Consider the following 26,348-nt stretch of genomic DNA (forward strand, 5'->3'; position numbering starts at 1 on the left):
CGGGTTCCTTCTCAACGGTCGCCCATGCGCACGTCGAGCTGGGACCAGATCTCGCGCACGTGGGCGGTGAAGCCCGCAGCATCGCGGGCGGCCATCATGTCGTTGCGGTCGCAATCCAGGTTGATTTCGTGGATCGCCTTAATGCGGGACGGACGATGGGTGAGGACGATCACACGGTCCGACAATGAGACCGCCTCCTCGACGTCGTGTGTGATCAGCAGGACGGACCGACCTTGGCCCCTGACCAGCCGGGCCATGTCGCTCTCCAGCACCAGTTTCGTCTGGAAGTCGAGCGCGGCGAACGGCTCGTCGAGCAGCATCACCTCGGGGTCGGTCACCAGCGTGCGCGCGAGCGCAACGCGCGCACGCATGCCGCCCGATAGAGCCGAAGGGTAGTAGTTGTAGTACGGTCCGAGTCCGACCTTGCCGAGCATCGCATGCGCTTTTTTCTCGCGATGCGCGCGCGGCATTCCGGTCAGTTCGAGGCCAAGTGTGACGTTGGCCAACACGTTGCGCCACGGCATCAGCATGTCCTTCTGCAACATGTAGCCGATGCCCTTGGGGACGTCTTCCAGCGCCTGGCCGTGCCACAGCACCGCGCCACGCGTCGGTTGTGTAAGACCGCTCATCAGGTTCAGCAGCGTGGTCTTGCCGCAACCGGAGGGGCCCACCAGGCTGACAATTTCCCCGGCGCGCAGGCTGAAGGAAATATCACCGATGACCTGATTCAACTCGCCGTCGTCTTCGCCATATGCTTTACCGACCCCGCGCGCAACCAGCGGCGCAGGCGGGCGGGACGGCCCGCCCGCCTGCGCTGGAGGCGCTTCCGCACCCGCTACCTTCATTTGGACCCCGCCACCGTGACGCCTGCACCTGCCACGGCGGTTTTAACCGCTTTGCTGGAAAAGGTGTTGTCGATCACGTCGTTGTAGGACAGCGTCCCTTGTACATTGCCCAGGTACTTCTGCATCGATATCAGCTTGTCCCACTGCTGCCGATCGACCGGCAGCGTCTGCGCCGGGATCTTGTACTGCAACTCCATGTCGATTGCCTTGTTCACTACCTCGGGCGGCAGGTCCGGGAACTCCGCGCGGGCAACTTCCTTCGCGTAGTCGGGCTTGGCATACGTAAGACGCGCGGCTTCTTCGAGTGCGTTCACGAGAGACTGCACGATCTCGGGATGGGCTTTGGCATACTCGGGCAGAACCATGATGCCCGTATTGCAGAACGGACCCATGTAGCTCGAGAAGTCGAATACCACTTTCGCCCCTTGCGCCATCGCCGCCGCCACCATTGGCTGCTGCGCGAACGCGATGTCGGCGCGGCCCGCGAGCATGGCGCCGATCTCCGTGCCGGGGGTGACTTCGACGATCTTCGCGTCCGTACCGACTTTCAGGTGATTGTCCTGCAGCAGTTTCTTCGTGACGCTGTACTCGGTATTCGGATCCGGCGACGTGACCAGGGTCAGGCCTTTGAAAGCCTTGGGATCGGTGATAGGCGCCACGGTCTTCGATACGCCAAAGTAATGTGCTCGCTGCACCAGCGTCCCGACGACCATGCCCGGTCCGCCGCGCTCGCGAGACATCTCCACCATGGTCGGATCGCCCACGGCGAACTGCGCGGTCTTGCCGAGTACCGCGGCAAAAGCCTGCGTGTCCCCACCGGCTGCGGTGAGGTGCACCGTCAGCCCGTACTTCTCGAACAGCTTCGCGTGCTGTGCAACGTAAAGGTCGATGTAACCAAGGTTATGCACGGCTTCGGAAAATTCGATGGGTTGCAGCGGTGCCGCGTAAGCGGGGTGAGCGAACCCAATAGCGCAGGCGCTGAGCGTAGCGAGCAGAACACGCCCGAGCGGGGGCACAGCACCGGTAGCAGAGCCCAGACCATCTGTTGAAAACGCACGTCTTTTCATTGCTTCGACTCCGACAATAATGAGAGCGCAAAACAAAAAAGGTCCGGCATCAGACGCGCTGATGTCGGACCTTTTTGGCCGGTGTCATCCAGGACGCCTTTGTCCAGGACAACGGAAGTGTTGTTTGACGCTCGCCGTGCACAGCGAACCTCGGCGAAGCTTTAAGCAACGGCTATGCCAATCGGCGCGATGCCGTGCGTATGGAGTTCGTCGATCCTTGCGAACCTCCGACGGAAGTGGGATTGCTCACATTTCACGCGAAGCAAACAAGGCCACGCGAACGACCTGCGCAAGCGCCGGGGGTGCACCACTTCGCGCGTACATTCGCGTTACAGCACGCCAATGGTGCGACGATGCACGGGAAACCGGCATTCGATAATGTCGCGAGGCTCACGGCGATACTTTCGGCTGGCGCTGTCAAATTAGCGGAGAGTTCGGCGAGCCGTCACGCGAGACCGAACAACTCGCGATGAAGTGGACTGCTCGCCGAATGAAGCGTAAGACGCACTACTGCAACCCGCCGATCAGCCGCGCGAGAAATGCATCGCACGCGTCGAGCTGCGCGAGCGCGACGTATTCGTCCCGCTTGTGCGCGACGTCGAGGAGACGCTCGGTGCGCGGCTGTGCGCGCTCCATATCTATCGCGCCCGCAAGCGCACCATCAACCGGGCAGCTTCGCTGTATGAGGTTGCCAGTCGGCTTGCAGCAGCTGGGCGCGCGCGTAGACTTTCTCCATCTCCGCACGCAGCGGCGCGACGGATTCATCCGCGAGGTCGAACTCCGCGCCCAGCGCATGGTAAGCGGCGTTGATCTCCCGCAGCAGCGCGCCTTCATCGACACACGTGAGTCGTCCGTTGCGCATGACTGCCTCGCCCGCAACAAACACGCTGTCGATAGCGGCGCCGCGCTCGGCATACACCAGTTGCCGCACCGGATCGGTGAGCGGCGTGAAGCTGATCGCGTCAGTCCGGTAAGCGACCAGGTCGGCGCTATAACCCGGCTTGATTACACCGAGCTTGCTGCCTAGTCCGAGCGCCGTCGCGCCGCCAATTGTCCCCGCATGCAGCGCTTCAGCCGCGGACAACCAGCGCGAATAATCGTCGCCGCGTATCTTCGACACCGCTGCGGCGCTGCCAAGCACGTTGAGCATATTGGTGGTGACCGTCGACGCGCAGCCGTCGGAGCCGAGACTCACGTTGACACCCGCATCGAGCAGCGCTCGCACTGGTTGAATGCCCGAGCCGAGCATGAGATTGCTCCATGGATTGTGCTGAACGCTCGCACCCGATTGAGCCAGACTGGCGATCTCAGCATCCGACAACCAGACCGCGTGGATCAGCGACGTGCCTGGCCGCAGAAATTCCAGTTCGGCAAGGCGCATCACCATGGACTTGCCGTAGAAGGCTTGCGCCGTTGCCACCTGCAAGCGCGTTTCCTGAACGTGGATGATGACCGGCAGATCATGCGTGTCGGCGAATTCGCGGCAACGCGCGAGAAATTCTGGCGTGCAGCGCTGCGGTGCGGAAGGGGCGATCAGCATGCCCACCCGATCATGCTGGGGATGGCGATGCGCCAACTCGCTTTCCAGCAGCGCGAAGAACGCATCGGGAGAGGGCCGCGGCTGCGCACGTAGTTGCGCAAGCAGCGCGGGCGGGAAAATGCTGTCGACCTCCGGGAAGTTATCAACGATCGCGCGATCCATCATCGAGAACCCCACGAGCGCGCGAATCCCCGCGTCCTCGTATGCCTGGAAGATGGCGTCGACGGCGGCGGGGTCAATGGCCTGACCGAGGCTCACGTCGTCGACCAGTGTGGTTGCGCCGCTGCGCAGCGATTCGAGCGCGCCGATCAACGTTCGCAAATAGATTTGGCGCGGCGTCAGCTTCACGGGGCGCGGCGCGCGCACGTAGTGCATCCACAACTCGAGCGGCAGGTTTTCGAGCCGTCCCTTGTGAAAATGCTCGTGCGAATGTTGATGGCCGTTGATGAGCCCCGGCACCAGCAGGCAGTCGTCGAGCGGTATGCATTCGCCGTCGGTCGCGCTGCCGCCCGGCACGATAGCGGCGATGCGCTCGCCTTCGATCACGACGTCGACGCGTCGCGGCTCATAACGCTGTTCGGTGCCGTGTAGTGCCCTGACGTTGGAGAGTATCTTGCGCACGGTTTCTGAGTGATCAAAGGAAGGGGTTGACTGCGACGGCTAGCGAAACTGCCGCGACAAGCCGGCGAGCCGCTCCATCAGCAGCATGGAAATCAAGGTGGCGATGATCAGCACACCCGAGGCCGCGGCCGCCCGCACGTCGAGGCTGTCCTCGATGATATGCCACAGGTGGATGGGCAACACTTCAGATCGCGCGTCCGACAGGAACAGCGACAGCGCGACGTTATCGAACGAGTTCATGAACGCAATGAACGCCCCCGACGCAATGCCTGGCACCAACGCCGGCAGTACGACGCGGCGGAACGTGAACCAGCCGCCAGCGCCGAGGCATGTCGAGCTGTCGAGCAGCGCGGGATCGAGCTGCGCATAACTGGCCGACGTCGTGTAAAGCACATACGGTGCGCACAGCACGATATGTCCGGCGAGCAGACTGTAGAACGAGAGCCCCGCGCTTTCGAGGTTGAACAGGATCAGGATACCCAACCCCAGCGCCAGCGACGGAATGGTCAGCGGCGCCATGAAAAACGAATCGAGCAGTCGCGCAGAGAACGTGCGGCGGCGCGCGAGCGTCACCGCGGCGGCGACCGCCAGCACGGTCGCGCAGGCGGTCGCGGCGGCAGCGAGCCTCAGGCTCAACAGCAGGTCGTCGATGATCTCCGGCGAATCGAAGATCAGCGCCTGATACCAGCGCAATGACAGTCCCGGCGGGGGAAACTTCAGCGAGTAGCCCGACGTGAGCGACGTCACCAGTACGATCAGCGTGGGCCCGATCAGCATCAACAGCCCGATGCCGCCCATCAGGCCCATCACCGCATTGAAAGACAGGCGACCCGGCTGAGTGCGGCGCGCCGGCATGACGCCGGGCGCGGCAAGCGTGGAATTAGCCATGGACAAACCCTCTGGTCTTGCGGCCGAAATAGTTGAGCAAGGTCACCATGAGCAGCACGCTCACCAGCAGAATCACGGCAAGCGTCGCCGCAAACGGATAGTTCTGCGTCTGGATGGCCTGTTCGTAGATGTAGAACGGCATGTACATCAGCTGGCCGCCGCCCACCAGGGTTTGAACCACGAACGCACTGACCGCGCCGGTAAACACCAGCAAGGTTCCACTGAGCAGACCCGGCATCGCAAGCGGCACGGTGATCTTCCACCAGGTGCGCCAGCTGCTGCCGCCCAGCGCATGCGACGCCTCGGGCAGGCGCGTGTCGAGCGAAGTGAGCGAGGTGACGAGCGGCAACACCATCAACGGCAATTCGATCTGCGCAAGCGAGAGGATCACCGCCAGCGGCGTGTACAGGAGCTTGACCGGTTGGCCCGTATATCCGAGCGCCACCAGCAGCGCGTTGACCAGTCCTTCATTGCCGAGAATGACGACCCACGCAAACGTGCGCACCACCGAACTGGTCAGAAGCGGCAGCAGGATCAGCACGATCAGCACACGCCGCCAGCGCGGCGGGCTCACCACGTACAGATGCGCGACCGGATAGCCGAGCACGATCGTCACCAGCGTGGTCGCGACCCCAAGCCAGAGTGTTTGCCAGAGGATGCCGCGGTTATAGCTGTCGCCAAAGAAGACCATGTATTGGCGAAAGCCGAAATGCGTCATGGCGGTGTCGTTGTGCAGGCTGATCAGCGCGACGAGCAACAGCGGCACGCCCACAAACGCAATGAAGAACAGGCCCAGTGGCAGCACGAGCAGCCAGTCGCGCGGCATCCGGTGATTCGCGTTCATGATGCGTCAGGCCTTGACCAGACGGTTGAACCGGTCGATATATTCAGCGCGGCGCGGATTGATGCGTGCCCAGTCGACCTGCACGAACGACGTCATCTCATTGGCGTTATGAGCGACAGCGGCGAGCGCCGCACCAAACGGCACCTTCGTGTTGGTCGGCGCGACGTAGTAGGGCGCGCTCGTCATCTGCTGCTGCACTTCGACGCTCAACGCGGTGTTGATATACGCCGCGGCGAGATCCGCCGCCTGGGTGTTCTTCACGATATTCATCGTGCTGCGCACCATGCCCCAGTTGCTTTCGGGGCGCGCGAGCGCCACCGGCACGCCCTTGGCCTTCAGCGATTCCACATTGTTGATGTAGTGGCAGGCAATATCCACCTGACCTTGCTGGAACAGCGTGCCGAGTGCGCCCGGATTGGCGGCAACCGCGCCGACGTTCGGCATCAGCCGCTTGATGTAATCGAAGGCCGGGTCCATATGATCCTCGTCGCCGCCCAGCATCTGGGCGAGCGCCACCATCCATACCGTGCCCAAGGTGGAGTCGAGACTCACGAGGCCGACGCGGCCCTTGAATTCCGGCTTGAGCAGATCATTCCAGGATTTCGGCGCGGTCTTCACGCGCTCCGTGTTGTACGCGATGCCATAGACCTGCGCGGACACATAGACGCCCAGACCCTTCGGGTCGACGAAGCGCGCGGGCAGATTCGCCAGGTTCGGCACCCGGGCTGCCGGAATGGGTTCGAACACGCCCTGCGCGACGCCCTGCAGGTAGGGTCCCTCGTCCATCATGACCACGTCGAACGGCGGGTTGTTGCGCGCGGCCACCAGCTTGGTCAGCGTATCGACCGCTTGCGATGCGGTCAGCACGGCGCTCACGCCCGCAGCCTTGCGAAACGCGGGCAACAGGATCTTGCGTTGCGACTCTTCCCATGCACCGGGAAACGTGGTGGCGGCGAGGGATTGGGACGCCGCCATGGCAAGCGGGCTGCCTGGCGACAGGCCGACAGCCCCCGCTGCGCCCATCAGTTGCAGGAGCTTGCGACGTTGGTGATCGATCAGCGACATAGAACCTCTGGATGGATAGTTAAACAGGATGATCCGGCGATAACGAAGCGGGCGGCAGGTTGGACCAGGACGATCGTGACCGTGCGCTAAACACCTGCGGTATGGGGTTGCGCCGCCTTGAACGTGCGCACTCGCGCACCCGGCTTGAAATCGAGCGCGACGCGCATGCCAGGGCGCAACTCGGCGCCCTCTGCGCGCGGCACGGAAATCTTCACGGTCTGTCCGGCATCGGTCTGCAGATCGACCACCAGCGTGGGACCGATAGGCATCGCCAATTGCACCGTTGCCAGCAGCTGACGCGCGCTGGCGCCGGGCTGCGGCAACTGCCACGCCCATTGCTCGGGGCGAACCGCCAGTAGCGCCGCGCCGGCGTCGCGCCACGGGCCGGGCTGGGCAACGGTCAGCACGGCGCCGTCGTCGAAGGTTGCCAGGCACTGGTTGCCGTGCACGCGCAAGGTGACCGGCAGCAGATTCGCCGTGCCGACGAAGGTGGCGACGAAGGGGGTTGCGGGCCGATCGTAGATCGCGACCGCCGGGTCGTATTGTTCGAGCCGCCCGCGATTGAGCACCGCGACCCGGTCGGCCATGCTCATGGCCTCTTCCTGATCGTGCGTCACCATCACGGTCGTGATGTTCAGTTCGCGCTGCAGACGGCGGATTTCGATCTGCATATCGAGCCGCAGGTTTTTGTCCAGCGCCGCAAAAGGTTCGTCGAGCAGCAGGATGCGCGGCTCGACGGCAAGCGTACGCGCCAGCGCGACGCGTTGCTGTTGACCGCCCGACAACTCGCGCGGATAGCGTTTCGCCAATGCTTCCATGCGCACCATCTCCAGCATCTGCATGGCCTTCTGAGCAGCATCCCGACGCGCGACGCCATTGGCTTCGAGACCGTAGGCGACGTTGGCGGCGACCGTCATGTGCGGAAACAGCGCGTAGTTCTGGAAGACAATGCCCACGCCGCGCTGGCGTGGCGCGAGGCCGTCCACGCGTTGCCCGCCGATATGCACTTCGCCCTCGGACTGCACCTGCAGACCGGCAAGGATGCGCAACAGGGTGCTCTTGCCGCAGCCCGATGGGCCGAGCAACGCAACCAGTTCGCCTGCGGCAATTTCAAGCGTCACGTCTTCGATCACCGGCACGGCGGCGAAACGATGCCGGATGCCACGCATCTGCACGGCGGCGCCGGCTTGCGAGGTGCGTGCTGGCGAAGCTGCAAGATGGGCGCCCGCTGCGCCTTGCTTCGGCTGTGAAACGACAGTGTGCGGGGTGCTCATGCGCTGGCCCTTTTCCATAGTTGCGTGGCGGCGTGCTTTCCAGCCGCGATGACGGCATCGGCGTCGCAACGCGTGGGGGCGCCGCCGTCCACCACGATCTCCCCGTCCACGACGACCATCTCGACATCACGCCCAAGTCCCGTGTGCACCAGCGTGCCCAACGGATTGGGGTGCGGAGTCAGATGCGCGCGCTGGAAATCGAATACGGCGAGGTCGGCGAGCCAGCCTGACTTGAGGCAGCCGAGTTCGTCGCCAAGCCCCATGGCGTGCGCGCCGTTGTGCGTCGCCATGGTGAGCGCATCGGCGGGTTGCCAGTCCGCGGCGACTTCGCCCAACTGGATGCGCGCGATGGCCAGCGCCCAGCGCATGACCTCGGTCATATCCGCGTGCATGTTGTCGGTGCCCAATGCAATGCGCGCGCCGGCCGCGCGCAGACGCGGCGTGGGCGCCATCGTGCCGCCCGTCGCGTTGCCCTTGGGGATGTGCGCCACCGTGATGCCGGCCCGTCCGACGCGTGCGATGTCGTCGTCGTCCAGATACAGACAGTGCGCAGCCACGAGCCTTTCATTGAGCAGCCCGACCTCGTCTAGCAACTGCGCGGGGCTCTTGCCCGAACGCTTCTTCACGACGTCGACTTCGGTGCCGCTTTGCGCAAGGTGAGTCGTCACGCCGAGGTCATGCGTACGTGCCGCCTCGGCGATCAGCCGCAGAAAGTCGTCGGAGCAGGTGTCGGGCGCATGAACGGCGAGTTGGACGCCTGTGCGCCCGTTGCGCTTGCGATGCCAGCGCCCGGCCAGCGCCAGTGCGTCGTTGAGCGTGCGCTCGCCGGTCGCGGCATGGTATTCCCAGCGTCCGTCCGCGACGCCGGAGAAATCGACGTCGTGCAGGCGGCCGCATGAATACACCCGCAGGCCGAGGTCGGCCATGGCATCCATGGTCAGATCGGCGTGGACGTAGCTGTCGTTGATCAGCGTCGAGCCGAACAGCATCGCTTCGAGTGCGCCGAGACGCGCCAGCGCGATCGCTTCGTCTGGGCGCACGTCATGGCCGTGGGGAATCCCTGGCGTGTAGGCGGGCGCGAAGCCCAGGTCTTCGGCGACGCCGCGCACCATTGTCAGAATGGCGTGGGTATGGACGTTCACGTAGCCGGGCACGATGACGCGTCCGGCAAGCCGGCGCGTGGTCCGCGTGCGTGTCCGCACCGGCAGATCCTGCGCGTAGCCGACAAAGGCGAGCCGGTTGCCGCGAATGCCGATGGCCGCGTCGTGCAACAGCGGTTGAGCCGGGTCCATCGTCACGACGGTGGCGCCCAGTAGCAACAGGTCAAGGTCAAGCTCGATAGGTGGGGCAGTCATCAGCCAGGTGGTCCGGTTCAGTTCAGGTGTGCAGGTGCTGCAGGAAACGCCGCGTGCGCTCTTCGCGCGGACGGCCGAAGACGTCGCCGGGCGTGCCTTGTTCGACGATGGCGCCGGCGTCCATGAAGACCACCCGATGCGCGACGTTGCGCGCGAAGCTCATTTCGTGCGTCACGACCATCATCGTCATACGGGCCGCGACGAGATCGCGCATCACGTCGAGCACTTCGTTGACGAGTTCCGGGTCGAGCGCCGAGGTCGGCTCGTCGAACAGGATCACCTGCGGCTCCATCGCGAGTGCGCGGGCAATCGCCACGCGTTGCTGCTGGCCGCCCGAGAGTTGCGCGGGCCGCTTGTCGGCATGCTGCGCGAGGTGGACTTTTTCCAGGGCAACTTGCGCGCGAGCGCGGGCCGCGTCACGCGAGAGTCCCAGCACGCGCTGCGGGCCGGCGGCGACGTTATCCAGTGCACTCAGATGCGCGAACAGGTTGAAGCGCTGAAACACGAAGCCGAAGCGGCTGCGCTGCCGCGCCAGTTCGGCTTCGGGCAGCGCGCGGCCTTGCTCCGACAAGCCGATACGCTGGCCGCCAAGGCGGATCGTGCCGCCGTCCGGTCTTTCCAGGAAGTTGAGACAGCGCAGGAGCGTGGTCTTGCCCGAACCCGACGGCCCGATCAGCACCACGGTTTCGCCGTGCCCGACCTCCAGTGAGACGCAGGGCAGGATGACCTTGTCGCCGAAGCGCTTGTGCAGCCCTTCTATGGACAGCAGCGTTGCAGCCCCGCCTTCATGCGCGCGCGCGGTGGCGTCCATAGCGGACGCCGCGGGCCGGTCAGAGACGGTAACGATGGAAGACATGCGGGAACCCGAGCTCATGAAGTCAGTATTGCGGCAGTCGCCGCTCGAGGTAGCGCGACAGCCACGCCAGCGCCGAGATCAATGCGTAGTAGTAGAGGGCGATCAGCAGGAAAATCTCGAACGGCGAAAAATACGTTGCGATGATTTCCTGACCGGCGTGCGTGAGCTCATACACGGAGATCGCGGACAGCAGCGCCGAACCCTTGATCAGCGAGATCAGTTCGTTGGTGAGCGGCGGCAGGATGCGCCGCCACGCTTGCGGAAAGAGCACGTGCAGAACGATCTGGCCGTGACGCATTCCGATCGATTGCGCGGCTTCAGTCTGGCCGCGATCGATCGACTGCATGCTGGCGCGCACGATCTCGCAGATGAAGCCGCCCGCGTTCAGACTGAGCGCGATGACGCCGGCCCAGTACTCGTCGAAGTTGATGCCGATGACGGGCAGCGCGAAATAGACGAGAAAGATCTGCACGAGCAGCGGTGTGCCGCGCACGAAATCTACATACGCCAGTACGGCGATGCGAACCGCCCTGAAGCGGCTGAGCGCACCGAAACCCAGCGCGAAGCCGAGCACGATGCCAATCGCGATGGCCGCGAGGCAAACCTTCAGCGTGGCGAGCAGGCCGACCGCGAGGATCGGCAACGCCATGACGATAATGCTCCAGTCCATGGACGCCGCGCTCTCAGGACAGCACCGGAATCGCATCCGGCAAGTTCATGTCGAAACCAAACCATTTCTGCTGCAGCGTACGCAACGTGCCGTCTGTTCTGAACTTGCGCAATTGCTGGTCAATAAAGCCGATCAGCGCGGTGTCATCCGTACGTGCTGCGATGCCCGCCCAGTTATCCGCGCCGATGCCCTTGACGATCGCGTATCTGCCCGGCGCATTCTTCAGAACGAGCGAAAGCGTCGGCAATGTGTTGAGCACGCCGTCCACTTTGCCTTCTGCCAGCGCGATATAGGCGGCTGGATGGTCGTCGAAGGTTTTCACTCCCTTGAAACCCGCCCCGCCCGCTGCTTTCAATTGCGCATCGAGCTTCGGTTCGAGTATCTGACCCGGCGAGCCGAGCTTGAGTCCGAGCACCTTGCCGTTCATGCTGTTGAGGCTCGCGACGCTCTTCAGATCCGCCGCGCGAATCAGCAGCGCCTGCGAGGCCTCGACGTAAGGCACGGAGAAGTCCACGTGTTTCTCGCGTTCGGCCGTGTAGCTCAGACTGCTCATCACCAGATCGAACTTCTTCGTGTAGAGCGACGGAATCACGCCCGACCAGACCGTGTCGATGAACTGCGCCTTGACGCCGAGATTGCGGCAAAACGCGTTGGCGAGATCCACGTCGTAGCCGATCATCGCGCCGCTCGCGTCGCGATACGTCAGCGGCGGATAGGTCGCTTCGCAGCCGATGCGCAGCACGCCGGCCTTCTTGATGTCGTCAAGCGTGAGCCCGGTGGCCATCGCAAAGCGGGGCAGGCCAATCGACACCATGGTTGCAGCCGCGCCAGCACGCCGGAGGAATTGGCGACGCGAAAATCGTTCGAACATCAGGCTCTCCAGAGAAAATCACAGTACGCAGGTTATAAAGACAGCGTGTAAAGCGGCGCGGAAGGTGCCGAATGCGCTGCACGTTCCGCGCGAGCCCGCCAAGCCATTCCTGCTTGCGATAGACGGCTGGCAAGGCAAAGCGAGGTAGCTCCCGGTGCGCGTCAATGCGTGGGTTCAACGGCCGAAGCGGTTGCGCCAGTTGCGGGCGCAAGAATTTCCTCGTCGTCGAACTGGGCCAGCGCCTGTTCGGACAGTGCGATCCGGGTCACCCGGAAGCGGCCGAAATGCGCACTGACGTCGGGCAGGCCCGCGAGCATCGTCGAAGTGACCGGCTCGAGAACCGTGTTGGAAGACGAGGTCAACATGCCAATCAGAGTGCGTTGCGTCATGATTTTCCATATCAAGGGGAGCTTCTGGCGGACCACGCCGGAAAAGGCTGCCTGCGGGATTCTCCTGATGCAAACTTTGTGCCAACATAAATCTGCGTATTTGTACGCAATACAAACGAGATTGTATACAATGTTGGATGCGCGTTCGATAGCGGAGGCGCCTGCTTCCTGAGCACCTTCTCTGGAACGAACCTCAATGAATCGTGGCGGAAAATACGATAAGTATGCGGGCAGGAAGATGGTGCGAGCGCGCACCAAAATTGAATCATTGGCACCAAATGAGGGTTGTTGCGGGGGCCAAAATGCTCCGCAAAAAGAGGTCTCAAAGTTGTCAGACCCGACAAGCACCATTGAATGGTTGCATACAAAAAATTGCGACTTCCTCCGGTGTAAAATGGTTTCGATGCGCACGCTCAATCGAATTTTTGTGTACAAAAACGCGCGTGATTGGTCTATCATCGATTCATTTCCCCAGTTGCGAGAAACCCTTTGAGCCGAGCCTCCTCCATGCCTGCCAGTAAGGTTGCCGCGCCCAGGGCGCCGTTTACGAACGAGGAAATCTACGGCCGCATCCAGAAGGCGGTGCTTGAACATCGCCTTGCACCCGGGACAAAATTGATTGAGGAGCGGCTCGCGGAAGTCTCGGGCGTGAGCCGGACCAAGATTCGCGAAGTGCTCAACAAGCTTGCCCATGAGGGGCTGGTCGAGCTGGTGCCGAATCGCGGAGCCTTTATCGCCAGCCCGAGCGTCCAGCAGGCACGAGACGTATTTGTCACGCGGCGCATGATCGAGCCGGAAATGGCCAGACTGTTGAGCCGTACCGCAACGTCGGCGCAAGTGCGTGCGTTACGCAAGCACGTGCGGCAGGAAGGCGACGCGCGCAAGCAGAATGACCGGCCCGCCATCATCCGGCTGTCAGGCGAGTTTCATGTGCTTATCGCGGAGATGATCGGCAACGAAATCCTCTTGCGGATGATGCGAGAACTCGCGCCGTTGACGTGCCTCGTCATCACGCTTTACGACAAGCCCAACGCGCCGGCGTGCCCGCATCACGAGCACAGCGATCTGATCGATGCAATCGAAGCGCATGACGAAGCAAAGGCTGCGGCGAGCATGCTGGAACACCTGCAACATATCGAAGCGACACTGAACTTCGACGTGGTGAAAGACGCGTCGCCGGATATTGAAGCGATCTTCTCCTGAGATAGCCCGGCCTCACTCTGTTGTTTTTGCCTGGCGCAGTGCATCTGCCACCGCCGTATTGCGCTGTGCGATAGCCATTTGCAGCGCGGTGCCGCCGCGCGCATCCAGATGGTTCGTGTTGGCGCCGTGCGCCGCCTGGCGCCCATTCGACGTGAATAGCCTACGGCCGGGTGTTCGGTTTGGCTGCGCTTAGCTTGTCGAAGTCTTGAGCGGAAATGCCGCGTCCTTTGTAGAGGAACGCCGTCAAGTCCCAGATCGTCTGCTCGTCTTGCGTTTTGCCGAACGCGGGCATCGCGGTCATTTTCACGCCGTTTTTGATCACCCAAAACATCATCTGAGGATTGTTGCGGCGTGTTGCGCTTAGCAATTCCGGCGCCATCGGAAGGATGCCCTGGCCAATTGGGCTCAGCGTTTGCCCCGGTGCGCCGTGACACGCCGCGCAGGTGCTCCGATAGAGACGGGCGCCGGCTTCGACGTTGGCGACGGTCATCAGGTCGGTCGGCACATGGATACCGGCCGCATGGCGGTGCAGAGACTGAATGTAGGTCTTGTGCAGCGCCCAGGCGACAAATGGGTTGTGTCCGGATGCCGCCGACACATCGTACAGGCCCGAATACATAACGCCGAATCCGGCCGCCGCGGCCGCGACAATGACTGCAACGAAAGCGCTGAGCGTGGGATGACGGACAAGAAAAGAGGAGCCTTTAGCTATGCTCATGTTTGATCACCTGTTGGAAGCGATATAACTGTCGGTTTGAATCTTGAAGGAGATGCACGCAAACAAGGTGGCCATCAATTCTCGAACAACGGATATGCCGTGAAACAAGCAGCAGTTTCAGGCCGGGCAGTTCGCCTGCACGTGCAGGGACTGGCATGCGACGGGCGTCCAGGACGACGTTCGCACGCCTGTTCGAGGTGTCCCTGTTCCGGATTCAGTCGGGCGAGTACTCGCACAACCGCCGGTGGAAAGCGCGACGAGAACGATCGCAAGGCAAAGCGGGCATTCATGAGAATCCAGATATTCGGCGAGAGTCGTCGTCTGCGACAAGGAGGCCCGGCGATACCGGATGCCTCTTTAAGCGGGACGTAAACGTTCGTGCGATCAAGGTGCACACGCGCGCTCCGTCCGCGATTGCGATCGACTCGGGCGACTGAACCTGAACGCGCCTTGCTGGCGTTGAGACAGTGCGGTCATTATGGGATCCGGTAAATGACGGCACTCTTGCTCGCTGATTACAGATTCGTCATTGACCGGTAACGAGCAGACCTTCGGCAGCGCTCGTTATTGGACAAAACGCGCCGTGGCCCGGTATTGCATGACGTTGGCGCACGTCAAGGCCGCTGTTACCCGTCCTGTGATTGCGTCGAACCGTATCAATACGCCCGATGGAGCTGAAAGGATTCTTGCAGCGGGCTCGGCCGATCTCGTATCCATGGCGCGACCACTGCTAGCCGATCCAGACTTCGCACAGAAGTCGCGCCTTGGTCGGCCGGGAGAGATTAATACCTGTATCGCTTGCAACCAGGCGTGCCTCGACGGGATCTTCACTGATCGTTCCGCTACTTGTCTTGTCAATCCGCGAGCCGGACGCGAGATCGAGTTTGTCCCGAGTCCGATTACGAGAAGGAAGAAGCTTGCCGTTATCGGCGGCGGTCCAGCCGGAATGGCGTTTGCAATCAATGCGAGCGGGCGGGGGCACTATGTTTCACTATTCGAATCGGCGGCGTCGCTTGGCGGACAGCTGAACCTCGCACGTGCGGTTCCGGGAAGGAGCGAATTCAACGAGATGCTCAGATATTTTCGTACGCGTCTGGCAACGTTTGGTGTCGACGTTCGCCTTGGCGCGGATGTGATGCCATCCGACTTCAGAGGCGGAGGGTTTGACGAGATTGTGGTTGCAACTGGCGTGCGACCGCGCACACCGGACATTGAAGGTGCGGACCATCCGAAGGTGCTGTCTTACATCGATGTGCTCGGTGGTAGCAGTTCGGTCGGCAATAGCGTAGCGATCATTGGCGCAGGTGGAGTCGGGTTCGATGTCGCTGAGTTTCTCGTCGGCAATGCACACGGGTCCTCACAGACCCGGACGAGCCTGAGAAGATTCTGCGTAAGATTCGCCTTCGTACCAGACCTTCTTGTTCGTCATGCCTGTCTCCTCTTCAGATTCGGCGTTCGCAAGTCGCCCTGTTTCTCTAGTCTGCCGGCCATTCTCGGCATTGATCTTGGCGGCACCGTCGAAGCGGTGGGTTCCGGAGTGACGGATTTCGTGCCCGGCGACGAGGTGTACGGCATGGCCGGCGGCGTCGGCGGACTGCAGGGCACGCTCGCGGAATATGCGGCAGTCGACGCAGACCTTCTGGCGGCAAAACCGGCGAACCTTTCGATGCGGGAGGCGGCTGCGCTCCCATCCGTGGTCATCACCGCGTGGGAGGGTCTGGTTGATCGTATGGCCGTTGGTGCAGGAGATACTGTTCTGGTCCAGGGTGGTGCCGGCGGCGTCGGCCATGTTGCGATCCAGTTCGCGCGCGCTTTCGGTGCAGAGGTTTTCGCGACCGGATCGGCGCATAGCCGCGCGGTCATCGAGCGCTTGGGCGCGACCTTCATCGAGCGGACTGAACCTGTTCTCGATTACGTGAAGCGCCTCACGGGCGGGCGCGGTTTCCATCACGTCTACGATACCGTCGGAGGCGCCGCGCTCGATGCGTCTTTCCAGGCGGTCCGACGCTTCGGTCATGTGGTCAGTTGTCTGGGGTGGGGCACTTATGCGCTGGCCCCGCTGTCCTTCAAGGAAGCGACCTATTCCGGCGTGTTCATCCTGCCGCCGTTGCTGTCCGGCGAGGGACGCAAGCATCATCGCGAGATTCTCGATCAGGCGCGGCGATTGATCGAATCTGGACGGCTGCTACCCGTTCTGGACGAGCGGCGCTTCACACTCGACAACCTGTGCGATGCTTACCGTACCATCAGGGCAGGCGCGGCAAGGGGCAAGCTGGTGGTGGACATCGCGAGCTGAACCCGCTAGCGGGCGCCCCGGTGAGAATTCGCTTCTGATTGGCGCCCGCAACGCATCTGAAGACACGTTGCAGATGGCGTCATCATTCATTCAACGAGCGGCGCTGCAAGAAGCGTCTGGACACCCGCACCGAATTTGGTCGGTTCGAATTCGATGATCTGATAGCTCGCGACCTGTTCACGATAGAAGGGATCCCCGGTGAGCACGTCGTCGAGTTCCTTTCGACTCGCGGCTTTGGCAAGAATGACGCCGCCCGTTCGTGGTATCTGCGGACCGGAAGCCAGAAAACGGCCCGTTGCATAGTGGTGGTCGAGAAAAAGCCGATGCGCTTCGAGGTGAACCTCAATGGCAGAAAGAGGTTGTATGTACTGCAGGAGAACAATGAACATGAGCGCCCCAACGAAATTTCGAAGACACGTAATTGAATCCGGCCTGCGTGAGCCCGCGACTCCGCCGCCGAACGGCGATCCAGAAAACGAAGTCGCAGTGCACGCGCTCACTCGGGAAAGTCGGTGCTCAGGCTAAGCGATTCCCAACCGTCGATTTCCTTCGTCAACGTTGCGATCTTCTCGCGCACGAATTTCACCGCGTCGGTACCGAGCAGAAGATGTACGGGCGGATGCTCCGATTCCACGACCTTGATCATCGCGAGGGCGGCTCGCGCGGGGTCGCCCGGCTGCTTTCCCGAGCGCGCGGCGCGGGATGCCGAGATCGGTTCGAGGAGCGACGCATAGTCGGAGATCGTGCGGCTTGCGCGCGTCATCGAACGTCCTGCCCAATCGGTGCGGAATGCACCGGGCTCGATGGCCGTGACCTTGATGCCGAATTGCCTGACCTCGGAGGCGAGTGCCTCGTTGATGCCTTCCAGTGCGAACTTGCTGGCGTTGTAGACGCCCACGCCCGGAAACGTCATCAGGCCGCCCATCGAGGTCACATTCAGAATATGGCCTGCGCGACGGCTGCGCATGAACGGAAGTACCGCTTGCAACACGCTGACCGCGCCGAACAGGTTTACATCGAATTGGGCGCGCATGGCCTCCGGCGTGGCTTCTTCGACGCTTCCTTCGTATCCATACCCGGCATTGTTGACGAGGACGTCGATGGCGCCGACTTCTTCTTCGATTCGCGCGACCACGCGACGCACCGCCTCGTGGTCGCGGACGTCGAGGAGGTAGCCGAACGACTTGCCGGGCGACAAGGCATCGAATTGCGTACGCTGACCCTCATTGCGCAACGTGCCGACGACACGCTCGCCGCGAGACACGAGCGTCTCGGCCAAAGTGCGACCGAAACCCGAGCTGACGCCAGTGATGAACCACGTTTTCATTATTGAACTCTCCTTGATCCCAATGGACGATTGCAGGATGGCGACGCCGCCTGGCGGCCATGTGCGTCACAGTATCGGCCGCATGCCGTTACAAAAAAAAGAGGCATAATGCAAATGGTCCATGCAATGAATTTGCATAATGAACGGTTCCGATCTTTCTCACTTGTCCTTGTTTGTGCTCGTCGCCCAGGAGCAGAGTTTCACCGCCGCTGCGCAAGCGCTGGGCATGTCCAATTCCGCGGCCAGCTACGTCATCCGCCAGCTGGAAAAGCAGGTCGGCACAAAGCTCTTCAATCGGACGACGCGCAGCGTCAGCCTCACGGAAGCCGGTCACGCATTTCTCATTCGTGTCCAGCCGTTGCTGGAGCAACTGAATCTTGCCTTTAGCGAAATTGGCCGCGCATCGAGCGACACGGCGGGCACACTGCGGCTGAACGTGCCGCCCTCGGCGATTTCACTGGTGATCAGCCCGATCCTGCGGGATTTCCTCGCCGCATACCCCGATATCAATATCGACGTCATAGCTGAAAACAGTCTCGTCGATATTGCCAGCAAAGGCTACGACGCGGGCATTCGATACGACAATGTGCTCACGCAGGATATGGTGGCGATACCGCTTGTCACTAACATGCGGTTCTGCATTGTGGCGTCGCCCGCGTATCTCGAAGGAAGAGCCATTCCCGCGCATCCGAGGGAGTTGCTCGGACACGAGTGCACCAATTACCGGAGTGCCGACACGAACGCGCTTTATCGCTGGGAATTCGAGAAGGGCGACGAGAGGATTCGCATCGCGGTGGCAGGACGCATCGCGACCAACGACAACGACCTGCTGTTGCAGTCCGCGCTCGACGGGTTTGGCTTTAGCTACCTTCAACATCGCACGGCGGCACCGCATATTCAGGCCGGCCGGCTGGTGAGCGCGCTCGACGACTGGGTTCCGAGGACCGCGCTCTACCTCTATTACTACAATCCTGGCGGCATGCCACGCAAGCTGCGTGCTTTTATCGACTTCGCACGTGCGCATCTGAAATGACGCACGGGCCATTCATTGTGCGGTTCGAAAAGCGCTCTTCATAAAACGAAGTCGCGCTGTGACACCGTCACCAAGCGCGGCTTCGACGAGGGGGAGAAAGAATCGGTGGGACGTTTGATTGCACGATGCGTCAAGGCCCTGTGTAGTCGTTGCCGGCGTCGAGCGCTTCTTGTCGGTGGCCGAAGATGAAGACGAAGGCGCCCTCTTCGATGAAGTGCTGTGCCGCGACGCGGCCGCGCGTGAAACACCGGTAATTGCGCGATACCGATTCCGTTAATCGTCGCATCCGTCATTGCCTCGCCGTTATTGAATGCCGCCACTGCATGGACGCGCGCACGCAGTGAACGCCCAATCCGTTCATTCAGAACGCCGTCGGCGCGCCCGGGATGGCATCTCACCGCGCGCGTATCGCACGACGCTACAGTGATCTTTACTCACAATACGCTGCATTAATATCCATTGAGCGTCCCCTGTACGTCTCCGATAATGGGATCGTGCCTGAGCCGTGAGCCATAGGCGGCAGCCTAGAGGCGCCGGCACTGGCGGCGAATCCGGCAAACTCGGGTTCTGACCCAAAAAATCTGGAGACAACGTGGAGAAGACGATCGAAGTCGGCGCGACCGGCCGCGTCGCAGTCGTGACCGGCGGCGCGATGGGCATTGGCGCGGAAGCGGCGGAGCGACTGGGCAAACGCGGTTATCACGTCGTGCTGGCCGACCTCAACAAAGAAAGCGCCGATGACACGGCCGCACGCCTGTCCGCGCAGGAACTGTCGGTATCCGCGGTGCAGATGGACGTGGGCAAGCCGGAATCGATCGCGGCCGCGTTCTCGACGATCGCGAAGGAACACGGCCGTTGCGACGTGCTCGTCAACGGCGCGGGCATCGCCAAGCTGGTGCCGTTCATCGACTATCCGCTCGATACCTTTCTCACCACGATGAATGTCAATGTCACCGGCACGCTGCTGTGCGCGCAATACGCCGCGCGCATGATGATGGAGCGCCGCTGGGGACGCATCGTCAATATCGCGTCGGTGGCGGGCATGCGCGCGGTCGGCCGGGGCCGCACTGCTTACGGCACGTCGAAAGGCGCGGTGATCGCGCTGACGCGTCAGATGGCCGTCGAACTGTGCGATTACGGCATCACCGCCAACGCGGTCGCGCCGGGTCCCGTCGATACGCCGATGACCAAGGTCCTGCACAGCGACAAATTCCGCGAGGAATATTCGCGCGCCATTCCGATGAGGCGCTACGGTACGACATCGGAAATCGCCGCCGCGATCTGCTATCTCGCCTCCGACGAAGCGGCCTACACGAACGGCGTGGTGCTACCGGTCGATGGCGGCTTCCTGTCGTGGGGCGCGGGCGCAGTCTGACACGCGCCGACACCCGAGTAGAGATGCAATGAAAAAGCCGTCCGGAACCACGAAATTCCAGACGGCGTTCTGCTCAGCGACGGTCCGCCGCGCCGAGCATAAGAATGCGCTGAGCCATACGCAGATTCGCGTAGTCGATCATCTTTCCATCGACGGCCACGGCGCCGCGTCCTTCGCTTTCCGCCTGCCGCATCGCCTCGACGACGCGGGTCGCGAAAGCAAGGTCTTGCGCCGAAGGCGTGAACGCATCGCGTGTTGCTTCAATCTGCGAGGGGTGAATCACTTGCTTGCCGTCGAAACCGAGAGCCGCCGCCTTTTCCGCCCATGCGCGCGTGAGCGTCGCATCGCGGTATGCACCGCACGGTCCATCGATCGCGCGCAGACCGAACGCGCGCGCCGCGACCAGTACACGCATCATCGGATAGGCGAACAGATCGAGCGGCGTTTCGAAGTAACGGCCTTCAGCCCCGGGCACGGTCTGGCGATAGCCGTCCGGCGAGCCGCCGATTTCCGCGCTGCGTGCGCCGATCGATCCGGCGAAATCGCCGACGCCCAGATGCAGAGCCGTGATGCGCGCGCTGCTCTGCGCGAGACGATCGACCATGACGAGGCCGAGCGCGGTTTCGATCAGCAGATCCAGCGTGAGGGGCGCGCGGCGCGCGGTGCCTTCTGCGGCGTCGATCATGCGCGTGATGTCTTCGATATGCGTGGGACGCTCGGCCTTCGGCACGATGAGCGAATCGAGCCGCGCAAGCGGGCTGAGCGTCCTGATCTCGTCCTCGACGGTGCGGCTGCCATAAGCATTCACGCGCACCAGTACAGTCTTGTTGCCCCAGTCCAGCTCTTGCAGCGCGCTGACCGCGCCGTGCAGCGCGTCGGCTTTTTCGGATTCGGGTACGGCGTCCTCAAGATCGAGGAACACCGCGTCTGCGGTGGAGCGGGCCGCCGATTCGACGTGGCGCCGGCGGTTGGCCGGCACCGCGAGTACGGTGCGCGTCAGGCGATAGTCGTCGGCCCGGCTCATGCAGCGCTCCGCTTCTTCAGGCTCAGTTCGTCGAGCACGCGTTGCGTGTGCTCGCCAACGGCGGGAATCGGCATCATCACCGGCTCGACGCCCGGAATGGTGATGGCCGGCACGAACATGGTCAGCGGACCGGTCGGCGAATCGACTTCACGCGTGCGCTGGCGGGCATGGACTTGCGGATGATCAACGAACTCTTCGACCGAATTCATGCGCGCGTTGGCGATCGCGGCGCTGTCGAGGCGCGCGAGTACGTCGTCGCTGGTCCAGTCGGCGAAGCGCGCTTCGATGAGCGCTTCGAGCGCGTCGCGATGGGCGAGACGCTGCGGATTGCTGCTGAAGCGCGGATCGACGGCGATACTCCTGTCACCGAGCACGACATGGCAGAACGACACCCATTCGCGCTCGTTCTGGATGCCGAAGAAGATGCTGCGGCCGTCGCCGGTTCGGAACGGTCCGTACGGCGCGATGGTCGCGTGGCGCATGCCGTTGCGCTTGAGTGGCTTGCCGCTGCCGCTCACGTAGTACGCGGGGTAGCTCATCCATTCGGTCATCGAATCGAACAGCGAGACCTCGAATGCGGTGCCGCGGCCGGTGCGCTCGCGGCTGTACAGCGCCATAAGGATGCCGTTCAGCGCGTACATGCCGGTGGCAATGTCGGCAATCGCGAGGCCGCATTTGGCCGGCTCGGCTTCGCTGCCGTTGATGTCGAGAAAGCCAGATTCGCACTGCACGAGCAGGTCGTAGGCCTTCTTCTTGCTGTACGGTCCGCCGCTGCCGTAGCCGGAAATATCGACGGCAATCAGGCGCGGGAAGCGCTCGACGAGCGCCTTGGCGTCCAGGCCGAGCCTGGCGGCGGCGCCGGGCGCGAGGTTCTGCAGGAATACGTCGGTGGTCTCGAGTAGCGCGAAGAGCGCTTCCGCGCCTTCGGGACTTTTGATGTCGAGCGTGACGCTTTCCTTTGAACGGTTGGTCCAGACGAACTGGCTCGACATGCCGTTCATGACGGTGTCGTAGTCGCGGCAGAAATCGCCCTTGTCGGGACGTTCGATCTTGATGATGCGTGCGCCCCAGTCGGCCAGATGACGGGACGCGAGTGGCGCGGCGATGGCTTGTTCGAGCGATACGACGGTGATGCCCGAAAGCGGAAGCGACATGCTTTGTCTCCTGATTGTGCGGGTCACGATAACGGCGTGTTGAGCTGCTTCGCGAAAAATCGTAGCGCCGACCGCGCGTCAGGAGGAAATACTGTTTGGAACTATGGGATATAGGCGTGACTAATAGAGTCTCCGTTCACGTGATGAATGCGGCCTCACGCCGGCGACGAGCCGAGCGTCGGTGCCATCTCGGCGACGAGTTCGCGCATGCAGTCCTGCACCGCTCGGGACGCCGCGGTCTGCGGCACGGCGTTGAGACGGCACAGTGCGACCGAGCGCTCCAGCGTCGGGCTGACGATGTAGCGCGCCAGTGTGTCCTTCGATTTGCCGCGGCCGGGAAAGCCGGAGAGGATCGTGGCCGCTTCGCCGCGGCGCGCGATTTCGAGCATGGTCGGCAGCGAGTCGATATCGGCGACGACGTTGAGGCTCAGTCCCGCGCTTTCGAACGCGCGCTCGACCAGCAGACGCAGGCCGTGCGACTTGCCGGGCAGCACCAGTGGCACGTCGGAGAGCATTTCCAGAGGTACGGTTTTCCCGCGTGGTTTGCCGACCCACGCCGCGCCGTGCACGGCGAGGCGCTCGTTGAAGAGTGGAATGACCGTGACGCCGCGCGTTTCCGTTTCGCGGAACAGCACGGCGATGTCGAGCCGTCCGTTGGCGAGCAGTTCGTTGAGATAGCCGCTCATGCTCTCGAAGATCTGCAACTGTATGCCGGGATATCGCGAGCGTATGCGCTCGAACAAGGGTACCGCGAGCATCGAGGACACGCTCGTCGGCAAACCGATCGCGACCTGCCCGGAGAGCGTGTGCTCGCCGCGTTTGACGTCCGCGCGCATCTGCGCGAACTGCTTGATGATGGATTGGGCGTGCCGGTAGAAGGTGGTGCCCGCTTCGGTCGGCGCGACGCCGGAGTAACTGCGCAGAAGCAGCGGCACGCCGAGATTGCCTTCCATTTCGGAAATCTGCTGCGACAGCGAAGGCTGCGAGATGGACAGCGCGAGCGCCGCTTTGGACAGGCTGCCCGCATCGACGCAGGCCACGAAATAGCGCATCTGGCGGATGTCCATGCGTTTTATCTCCTATATGTGCGACTATGAGCAGAACCGCAGGCCATAGGAAGGGATTATACCCAATATTGCCAATTCGTATTTGTAGCGGCGCTGGCGATGTCCATATACTTTTTTTCACCTAAGCGGAATTGACCGATAACCGCTACATCGAACAGGAGACAGGCATGCCTACGGAGGCTAAAACCATTTTCATCGCCGGCGAGTGGAGCGGCGCGCAATCGCAGGCATCGCTGGAAGTTCGCTCGCCGATCGACGGCGAAGTATTCGCAGCGATCTCGCGGGGCGGCAAGGCCGAAGTCGAGCGTGCCGTTGCTGCCGCGCGCGCCGCGCTGAGCGGTCCGTGGAGCACGATGGCCGGCTTCGAGCGCGGCCGCATCATGAGCAAGCTATCCGCGCTGATCCTCGACAACGTCGAGGAACTCGCGCAACTCGAGGCACGCGACACCGGGAAGCCGATCACGCAGGCGCGCACGGACATCAAGGCGACCGCGCGCTATTTCGAGTTCTACGCCGGCGCCGCCGACAAGGTGCTTGGCGATGTGTTGCCGTTCCTCGACGGCTATCAGGTCACCGTGCAGCGCGAAGCGCGCGGCGTGTGTGGTCTGATCATCCCCTGGAACTATCCGGCGTCGATGTTCGGCCGCACCATCGGTCCGGCGCTTGCAACCGGCAACACCGTCGTGCTGAAGCCCGCCGAGGACGCCAGCATGAGCTGTGCCCGCCTTACCGCGCTCGCGCACGAAGCGGGCTTGCCGGCCGGCGTCATCAACCTCGTCACCGGTCTGGGTGAGGAAGCGGGCGCGGCGCTGTCGCAGCATACGGATGTCGATTTCCTGTCGTTCACCGGTTCGCCCGAAGTCGGCACGCTGATCCAGACGGCGGCCGCGAAGAACCACGTGCCGTGCGTGCTGGAACTCGGCGGCAAGTCGCCACAGATCGTGTTCGAGGACGCCGATTTCGAAGCTGCCGCCAGGACCATCGTCGGCGTCATCACGCAGAACGCGGGGCAGACGTGCTCGGCGGGCAGCCGCGTGCTGATCCAGCGCTCGATCTATGACCGCTTCGTCACCGTGCTCAGGGAGAAGATGACCGACGTGCGCGTCGGCGCGCCTGCGGCGGACCTCCAGTGCGGGCCGGTGATCAACAGCACGCAGCAGGTCAAGGTGAAGGGCTTCATCGAGCGCGCGACCAACGACGGCATCAACGTGATCGCCCAGGGCAGGCTCGACGAGAGCGCGGTCGCGACCGGTTACTTCGTCACACCGACGCTGTTCGGACCGGTGCCGGTGGAGCACGAACTGGCGCAGGACGAAGTGTTCGGCCCGGTACTCGCCGCCATCCCGTTCGAAGATGAAGCCGAAGCCATTGCGATCGCCAACGGTACCGCGTATGGCCTCGTCGCCGGCCTATGGACGGAGAACGGCGCGCGCCAGATGCGCGTCGCCAAGAAGCTTCGCGTGGGCCAGGTGTTCGTCAACAACTATGGCGCGGGCGGCGGCATCGAACTGCCGTTCGGTGGCGTGAAGCGTAGCGGTCACGGTCGCGAAAAGGGTCTTGAGGCGCTCAAGGAATACACCGTCGCGAAGACAGTCGTGTTGAAGCACGGCTAAAGGAGAGAGGGCCCGCGTCACACGCGGGCTCCGCGCTATCGATTACAAGCCAGAGGAGACAACATCGCATGACCGCCGTTCCCGAGTTTTCCCGCGCAGCCGTGCTGCGTGAATTCAAGGCGCCGCTCGCCATCGAGGAAGTGCCGATTCCGCACGACATCGAACCTTCCGCCGCGCTCGTCAAGCTTGAAATGTCGTCGATCTGCGGCACGGACGTCCATCTGTGGCAAGGCTCGCTGTCGCTGAAAGTGAATCTGCCGGTGATCGTCGGTCACGAGATGGTGGGCCGAGTGGTGCGCGCGGGCGCGGGCGTCACGACCGACTCCGTCGGCACGCCGCTCAAGGTGGGCGACCGCGTCGTGTACACGCACACATCGTGCGGCGGCTGCTTCTTCTGCACGACCGCGCGCAAGCCGACGCTCTGCACGAACCGCCGTGCGTACATGTACGAGAACATCGAGGAAGCGCCGTATCTGCTCGGCGGTTTCTCGCAATACGGCTATATCCTGCCGCAGGCAGGCCGTCTGCGCGTGCCGGATTCGGTGCCGAACGAACTCGCGAGCCTCTCCAGTTGCGCACTGCGCTCGGTAATGAACGCGTTCTCGCAAATCGGCGAAATCGAGCCGACTGAAACCGTGCTGATTCAGGGTGCCGGTCCGCTCGGCCTGCTCGCGACCGCGAACGCGCGCGTGCGCGGTGCCAGGAAGATCATCGTGATCGGATCGCCGTCGGCGCGACTGCAGATGGCCGAGCGTTTCGGCGCTGACGTCTGCATTCCGGTCGAAAGCACGACCGCGACGGAGCGTCTGGATGCGGTGCTCGCACAGACCGAAGGCCGTGGCGCGGACATCGTGATGGAATTTACCGGCGTGCCGGCGGCGTTCGCGGAAGGTCTCGCGCTCGCGCGCAAGGGCGGCCGCTATCTGGTGGTCGGTCAACTGGGCGAAGCCTCTACGACGATCGCGCCTTCGATGATCGTCAAGAAGAACCTGCAGGTGTTCGGCTCGTTCTCGGGCGATGCGCGCAGCTACTCGCTCGCGCTCCAGTTCCTCGAGAGGCATCAGCACGACTTCCCGTTCGACGCGATGATCACGGGCCGCTACACACTCGATCAGGTCAATATCGCGATGCAGCGCATGAAGAACCTGGAGGAAGTGAAGCCCGTCATCACAATCGACTAAGGAGCAGGCCAGTCTCTCGCAGCGGCACCGTTGCACGTCCGCCGGCTCGCTCCGGCGACCTTTAAAAAAGAA

At 62.6% G+C, this 26,348-nt stretch carries 24 protein-coding genes and 1 pseudogene; 6 read left to right on the forward strand and 19 right to left on the reverse strand.

Features of this window, described 5'->3' with window-relative positions; all coding sequences use genetic code 11:
* Positions 1-11: 11 nt before the first annotated feature.
* The 13 genes and pseudogenes from PQQ53_RS05070 to PQQ53_RS05130 form a co-directional block, all read right to left on the reverse strand.
* Entirely contained in the window at positions 12-845 is an 834-nt protein-coding gene (locus tag PQQ53_RS05070; protein ID WP_408147317.1) for an ABC transporter ATP-binding protein, read from the reverse strand.
* A complete protein-coding gene (locus tag PQQ53_RS05075; protein WP_408323345.1) occupies positions 842-1,912 on the reverse strand; it encodes an ABC transporter substrate-binding protein in 1,071 nt (356 codons plus the stop codon). The genes PQQ53_RS05070 and PQQ53_RS05075 overlap by 4 nt, the downstream gene beginning before the upstream one ends.
* Positions 1,913-2,419: 507 nt before the next feature.
* Entirely contained in the window at positions 2,420-2,548 is a 129-nt protein-coding gene (locus PQQ53_RS05080) for a hypothetical protein (protein ID WP_408152324.1), read from the reverse strand.
* Positions 2,549-2,573: 25 nt separating this feature from the next.
* Positions 2,574-4,073 carry an amidohydrolase family protein gene (locus tag PQQ53_RS05085; protein ID WP_408152325.1) on the reverse strand — a complete coding sequence of 500 codons (1,500 nt, stop codon included), beginning with the start codon at positions 4,071-4,073 and terminating at the stop codon, positions 2,574-2,576.
* A gap of 39 nt (positions 4,074-4,112) precedes the next feature.
* Positions 4,113-4,961, reverse strand: a complete 849-nt coding sequence (locus tag PQQ53_RS05090; RefSeq protein WP_408323346.1) for an ABC transporter permease — start codon at positions 4,959-4,961, stop codon at positions 4,113-4,115.
* The gene (locus PQQ53_RS05095; protein ID WP_408323347.1) at positions 4,954-5,805 is read right to left on the reverse strand and encodes an ABC transporter permease; all 852 of its coding nucleotides are present in this window, start codon (positions 5,803-5,805) and stop codon (positions 4,954-4,956) included. The genes PQQ53_RS05090 and PQQ53_RS05095 overlap by 8 nt, the downstream gene beginning before the upstream one ends.
* 6 nt (positions 5,806-5,811) lie before the next feature.
* Positions 5,812-6,870: an ABC transporter substrate-binding protein gene (locus tag PQQ53_RS05100; protein WP_408152328.1), complete on the reverse strand. Its 1,059-nt coding sequence runs from the start codon at positions 6,868-6,870 to the stop codon at positions 5,812-5,814.
* Between the two features lie 86 nt (positions 6,871-6,956).
* Complete coding sequence (locus PQQ53_RS05105) at positions 6,957-8,144, reverse strand: ABC transporter ATP-binding protein (protein WP_408152329.1); 1,188 nt, start codon at positions 8,142-8,144, stop codon at positions 6,957-6,959.
* Positions 8,141-9,499 carry an amidohydrolase family protein gene (locus PQQ53_RS05110; protein WP_408152330.1) on the reverse strand — a complete coding sequence of 453 codons (1,359 nt, stop codon included), beginning with the start codon at positions 9,497-9,499 and terminating at the stop codon, positions 8,141-8,143. The genes PQQ53_RS05105 and PQQ53_RS05110 overlap by 4 nt, the downstream gene beginning before the upstream one ends.
* A 22-nt stretch (positions 9,500-9,521) precedes the next feature.
* Positions 9,522-10,355, reverse strand: a complete 834-nt coding sequence (locus PQQ53_RS05115; protein ID WP_408152331.1) for an amino acid ABC transporter ATP-binding protein — start codon at positions 10,353-10,355, stop codon at positions 9,522-9,524.
* A 22-nt stretch (positions 10,356-10,377) separates the two neighbouring features.
* Entirely contained in the window at positions 10,378-11,025 is a 648-nt protein-coding gene (locus PQQ53_RS05120) for an amino acid ABC transporter permease (protein WP_408152332.1), read from the reverse strand.
* A gap of 13 nt (positions 11,026-11,038) precedes the next feature.
* Positions 11,039-11,896 (reverse strand): transporter substrate-binding domain-containing protein, encoded by an 858-nt coding sequence (locus tag PQQ53_RS05125; RefSeq protein WP_408152333.1) that lies wholly within the window; start codon positions 11,894-11,896, stop codon positions 11,039-11,041.
* A 200-nt stretch (positions 11,897-12,096) separates the two neighbouring features.
* Positions 12,097-12,285 (reverse strand): annotated as a pseudogene (locus PQQ53_RS05130) (maleate cis-trans isomerase family protein); the annotation flags it as partial.
* 447 nt (positions 12,286-12,732) lie between these two features.
* Between PQQ53_RS05130 and PQQ53_RS05135 the strand changes: the two are divergent.
* The gene (locus PQQ53_RS05135) at positions 12,733-13,488 is read left to right on the forward strand and encodes a GntR family transcriptional regulator (RefSeq protein WP_408323348.1); all 756 of its coding nucleotides are present in this window, start codon (positions 12,733-12,735) and stop codon (positions 13,486-13,488) included.
* A 160-nt stretch (positions 13,489-13,648) separates the two neighbouring features.
* Here PQQ53_RS05135 and PQQ53_RS05140 read toward each other — a convergent pair whose 3' ends face one another.
* Positions 13,649-14,206 carry a c-type cytochrome gene (locus PQQ53_RS05140; protein ID WP_408147325.1) on the reverse strand — a complete coding sequence of 186 codons (558 nt, stop codon included), beginning with the start codon at positions 14,204-14,206 and terminating at the stop codon, positions 13,649-13,651.
* 529 nt (positions 14,207-14,735) lie between these two features.
* Here PQQ53_RS05140 and PQQ53_RS05145 point away from each other — a divergent pair.
* Complete coding sequence (locus PQQ53_RS05145; RefSeq protein WP_408152335.1) at positions 14,736-16,502, forward strand: zinc-binding dehydrogenase; 1,767 nt, start codon at positions 14,736-14,738, stop codon at positions 16,500-16,502.
* 86 nt (positions 16,503-16,588) lie between these two features.
* Here the strand turns inward: PQQ53_RS05145 and PQQ53_RS05150 are convergent, their stop codons facing one another.
* Entirely contained in the window at positions 16,589-16,891 is a 303-nt protein-coding gene (locus PQQ53_RS05150) for a YciI family protein (protein ID WP_408323349.1), read from the reverse strand.
* 107 nt (positions 16,892-16,998) lie between these two features.
* A complete protein-coding gene (locus PQQ53_RS05155) occupies positions 16,999-17,829 on the reverse strand; it encodes an oxidoreductase (protein ID WP_408147329.1) in 831 nt (276 codons plus the stop codon).
* A gap of 139 nt (positions 17,830-17,968) precedes the next feature.
* On the opposite strand from PQQ53_RS05155, the gene PQQ53_RS05160 reads away from it, so the two are divergent.
* Together PQQ53_RS05160 and PQQ53_RS05165 are read left to right on the forward strand one after the other, a co-directional pair.
* The gene (locus PQQ53_RS05160) at positions 17,969-18,862 is read left to right on the forward strand and encodes a LysR family transcriptional regulator (protein WP_408323350.1); all 894 of its coding nucleotides are present in this window, start codon (positions 17,969-17,971) and stop codon (positions 18,860-18,862) included.
* Positions 18,863-19,514: 652 nt separating this feature from the next.
* Entirely contained in the window at positions 19,515-20,237 is a 723-nt protein-coding gene (locus tag PQQ53_RS05165; protein ID WP_408323364.1) for an SDR family NAD(P)-dependent oxidoreductase, read from the forward strand.
* A gap of 73 nt (positions 20,238-20,310) precedes the next feature.
* On the opposite strand, the gene PQQ53_RS05170 is transcribed toward PQQ53_RS05165, so the two are convergent.
* The 3 genes from PQQ53_RS05170 to PQQ53_RS05180 form a co-directional block, all read right to left on the reverse strand.
* Positions 20,311-21,261: an HpcH/HpaI aldolase/citrate lyase family protein gene (locus PQQ53_RS05170; RefSeq protein WP_408147333.1), complete on the reverse strand. Its 951-nt coding sequence runs from the start codon at positions 21,259-21,261 to the stop codon at positions 20,311-20,313.
* On the reverse strand, positions 21,258-22,415 hold the full coding sequence (locus tag PQQ53_RS05175; protein WP_408147334.1) for a CaiB/BaiF CoA transferase family protein: 1,158 nt from the start codon (positions 22,413-22,415) through the stop codon (positions 21,258-21,260). The genes PQQ53_RS05170 and PQQ53_RS05175 overlap by 4 nt, the downstream gene beginning before the upstream one ends.
* A 155-nt stretch (positions 22,416-22,570) precedes the next feature.
* The gene (locus tag PQQ53_RS05180; RefSeq protein ID WP_408323351.1) at positions 22,571-23,482 is read right to left on the reverse strand and encodes a LysR substrate-binding domain-containing protein; all 912 of its coding nucleotides are present in this window, start codon (positions 23,480-23,482) and stop codon (positions 22,571-22,573) included.
* A 167-nt stretch (positions 23,483-23,649) separates the two neighbouring features.
* Here PQQ53_RS05180 and PQQ53_RS05185 point away from each other — a divergent pair, with 167 nt between their 5' ends.
* Positions 23,650-25,095 carry an aldehyde dehydrogenase family protein gene (locus PQQ53_RS05185; protein WP_408323352.1) on the forward strand — a complete coding sequence of 482 codons (1,446 nt, stop codon included), beginning with the start codon at positions 23,650-23,652 and terminating at the stop codon, positions 25,093-25,095.
* Positions 25,096-25,163: 68 nt separating this feature from the next.
* Positions 25,164-26,276 (forward strand): zinc-binding dehydrogenase, encoded by a 1,113-nt coding sequence (locus PQQ53_RS05190; RefSeq protein ID WP_408323353.1) that lies wholly within the window; start codon positions 25,164-25,166, stop codon positions 26,274-26,276.
* The last annotated feature ends 72 nt before the right edge of the window (positions 26,277-26,348 follow it).

The organism is Paraburkholderia strydomiana (assembly GCF_046030495.1).
In the GTDB taxonomy this organism is placed as follows: domain Bacteria; phylum Pseudomonadota; class Gammaproteobacteria; order Burkholderiales; family Burkholderiaceae; genus Paraburkholderia; species Paraburkholderia strydomiana_A.

Excerpts from the sequence above, each read along its gene's own strand:
- PQQ53_RS05140 (WP_408147325.1), bottom strand. The coding sequence starts at position 14,206 with ATGAGCATAGCTAAAGGCTCCTCTTTTCTTGTCCGTCATCCCACGCTC.
- PQQ53_RS05080 (WP_408152324.1), bottom strand. The coding sequence starts at position 2,548 with ATGGAGCGCGCACAGCCGCGCACCGAGCGTCTCCTCGACGTCGCGCAC.
- PQQ53_RS05170 (WP_408147333.1), bottom strand. The coding sequence starts at position 21,261 with ATGAGCCGGGCCGACGACTATCGCCTGACGCGCACCGTACTCGCGGTG.
- PQQ53_RS05190 (WP_408323353.1), top strand. The coding sequence starts at position 25,164 with ATGACCGCCGTTCCCGAGTTTTCCCGCGCAGCCGTGCTGCGTGAATTC.
- PQQ53_RS05105 (WP_408152329.1), bottom strand. The coding sequence starts at position 8,144 with ATGAGCACCCCGCACACTGTCGTTTCACAGCCGAAGCAAGGCGCAGCG.
- PQQ53_RS05150 (WP_408323349.1), bottom strand. The coding sequence starts at position 16,891 with ATGTTCATTGTTCTCCTGCAGTACATACAACCTCTTTCTGCCATTGAG.
- PQQ53_RS05120 (WP_408152332.1), bottom strand. The coding sequence starts at position 11,025 with ATGGACTGGAGCATTATCGTCATGGCGTTGCCGATCCTCGCGGTCGGC.
- PQQ53_RS05160 (WP_408323350.1), top strand. The coding sequence starts at position 17,969 with ATGAACGGTTCCGATCTTTCTCACTTGTCCTTGTTTGTGCTCGTCGCC.
- PQQ53_RS05185 (WP_408323352.1), top strand. The coding sequence starts at position 23,650 with ATGCCTACGGAGGCTAAAACCATTTTCATCGCCGGCGAGTGGAGCGGC.
- PQQ53_RS05110 (WP_408152330.1), bottom strand. The coding sequence starts at position 9,499 with ATGACTGCCCCACCTATCGAGCTTGACCTTGACCTGTTGCTACTGGGC.
- PQQ53_RS05175 (WP_408147334.1), bottom strand. The coding sequence starts at position 22,415 with ATGTCGCTTCCGCTTTCGGGCATCACCGTCGTATCGCTCGAACAAGCC.
- PQQ53_RS05075 (WP_408323345.1), bottom strand. The coding sequence starts at position 1,912 with ATGAAAAGACGTGCGTTTTCAACAGATGGTCTGGGCTCTGCTACCGGT.
- PQQ53_RS05125 (WP_408152333.1), bottom strand. The coding sequence starts at position 11,896 with ATGTTCGAACGATTTTCGCGTCGCCAATTCCTCCGGCGTGCTGGCGCG.
- PQQ53_RS05155 (WP_408147329.1), bottom strand. The coding sequence starts at position 17,829 with ATGAAAACGTGGTTCATCACTGGCGTCAGCTCGGGTTTCGGTCGCACT.
- PQQ53_RS05165 (WP_408323364.1), top strand. The coding sequence starts at position 19,515 with ATGGGCATTGGCGCGGAAGCGGCGGAGCGACTGGGCAAACGCGGTTAT.
- PQQ53_RS05180 (WP_408323351.1), bottom strand. The coding sequence starts at position 23,482 with ATGGACATCCGCCAGATGCGCTATTTCGTGGCCTGCGTCGATGCGGGC.
- PQQ53_RS05095 (WP_408323347.1), bottom strand. The coding sequence starts at position 5,805 with ATGAACGCGAATCACCGGATGCCGCGCGACTGGCTGCTCGTGCTGCCA.
- PQQ53_RS05090 (WP_408323346.1), bottom strand. The coding sequence starts at position 4,961 with ATGGCTAATTCCACGCTTGCCGCGCCCGGCGTCATGCCGGCGCGCCGC.
- PQQ53_RS05100 (WP_408152328.1), bottom strand. The coding sequence starts at position 6,870 with ATGTCGCTGATCGATCACCAACGTCGCAAGCTCCTGCAACTGATGGGC.
- PQQ53_RS05115 (WP_408152331.1), bottom strand. The coding sequence starts at position 10,355 with ATGTCTTCCATCGTTACCGTCTCTGACCGGCCCGCGGCGTCCGCTATG.
- PQQ53_RS05070 (WP_408147317.1), bottom strand. The coding sequence starts at position 845 with ATGAAGGTAGCGGGTGCGGAAGCGCCTCCAGCGCAGGCGGGCGGGCCG.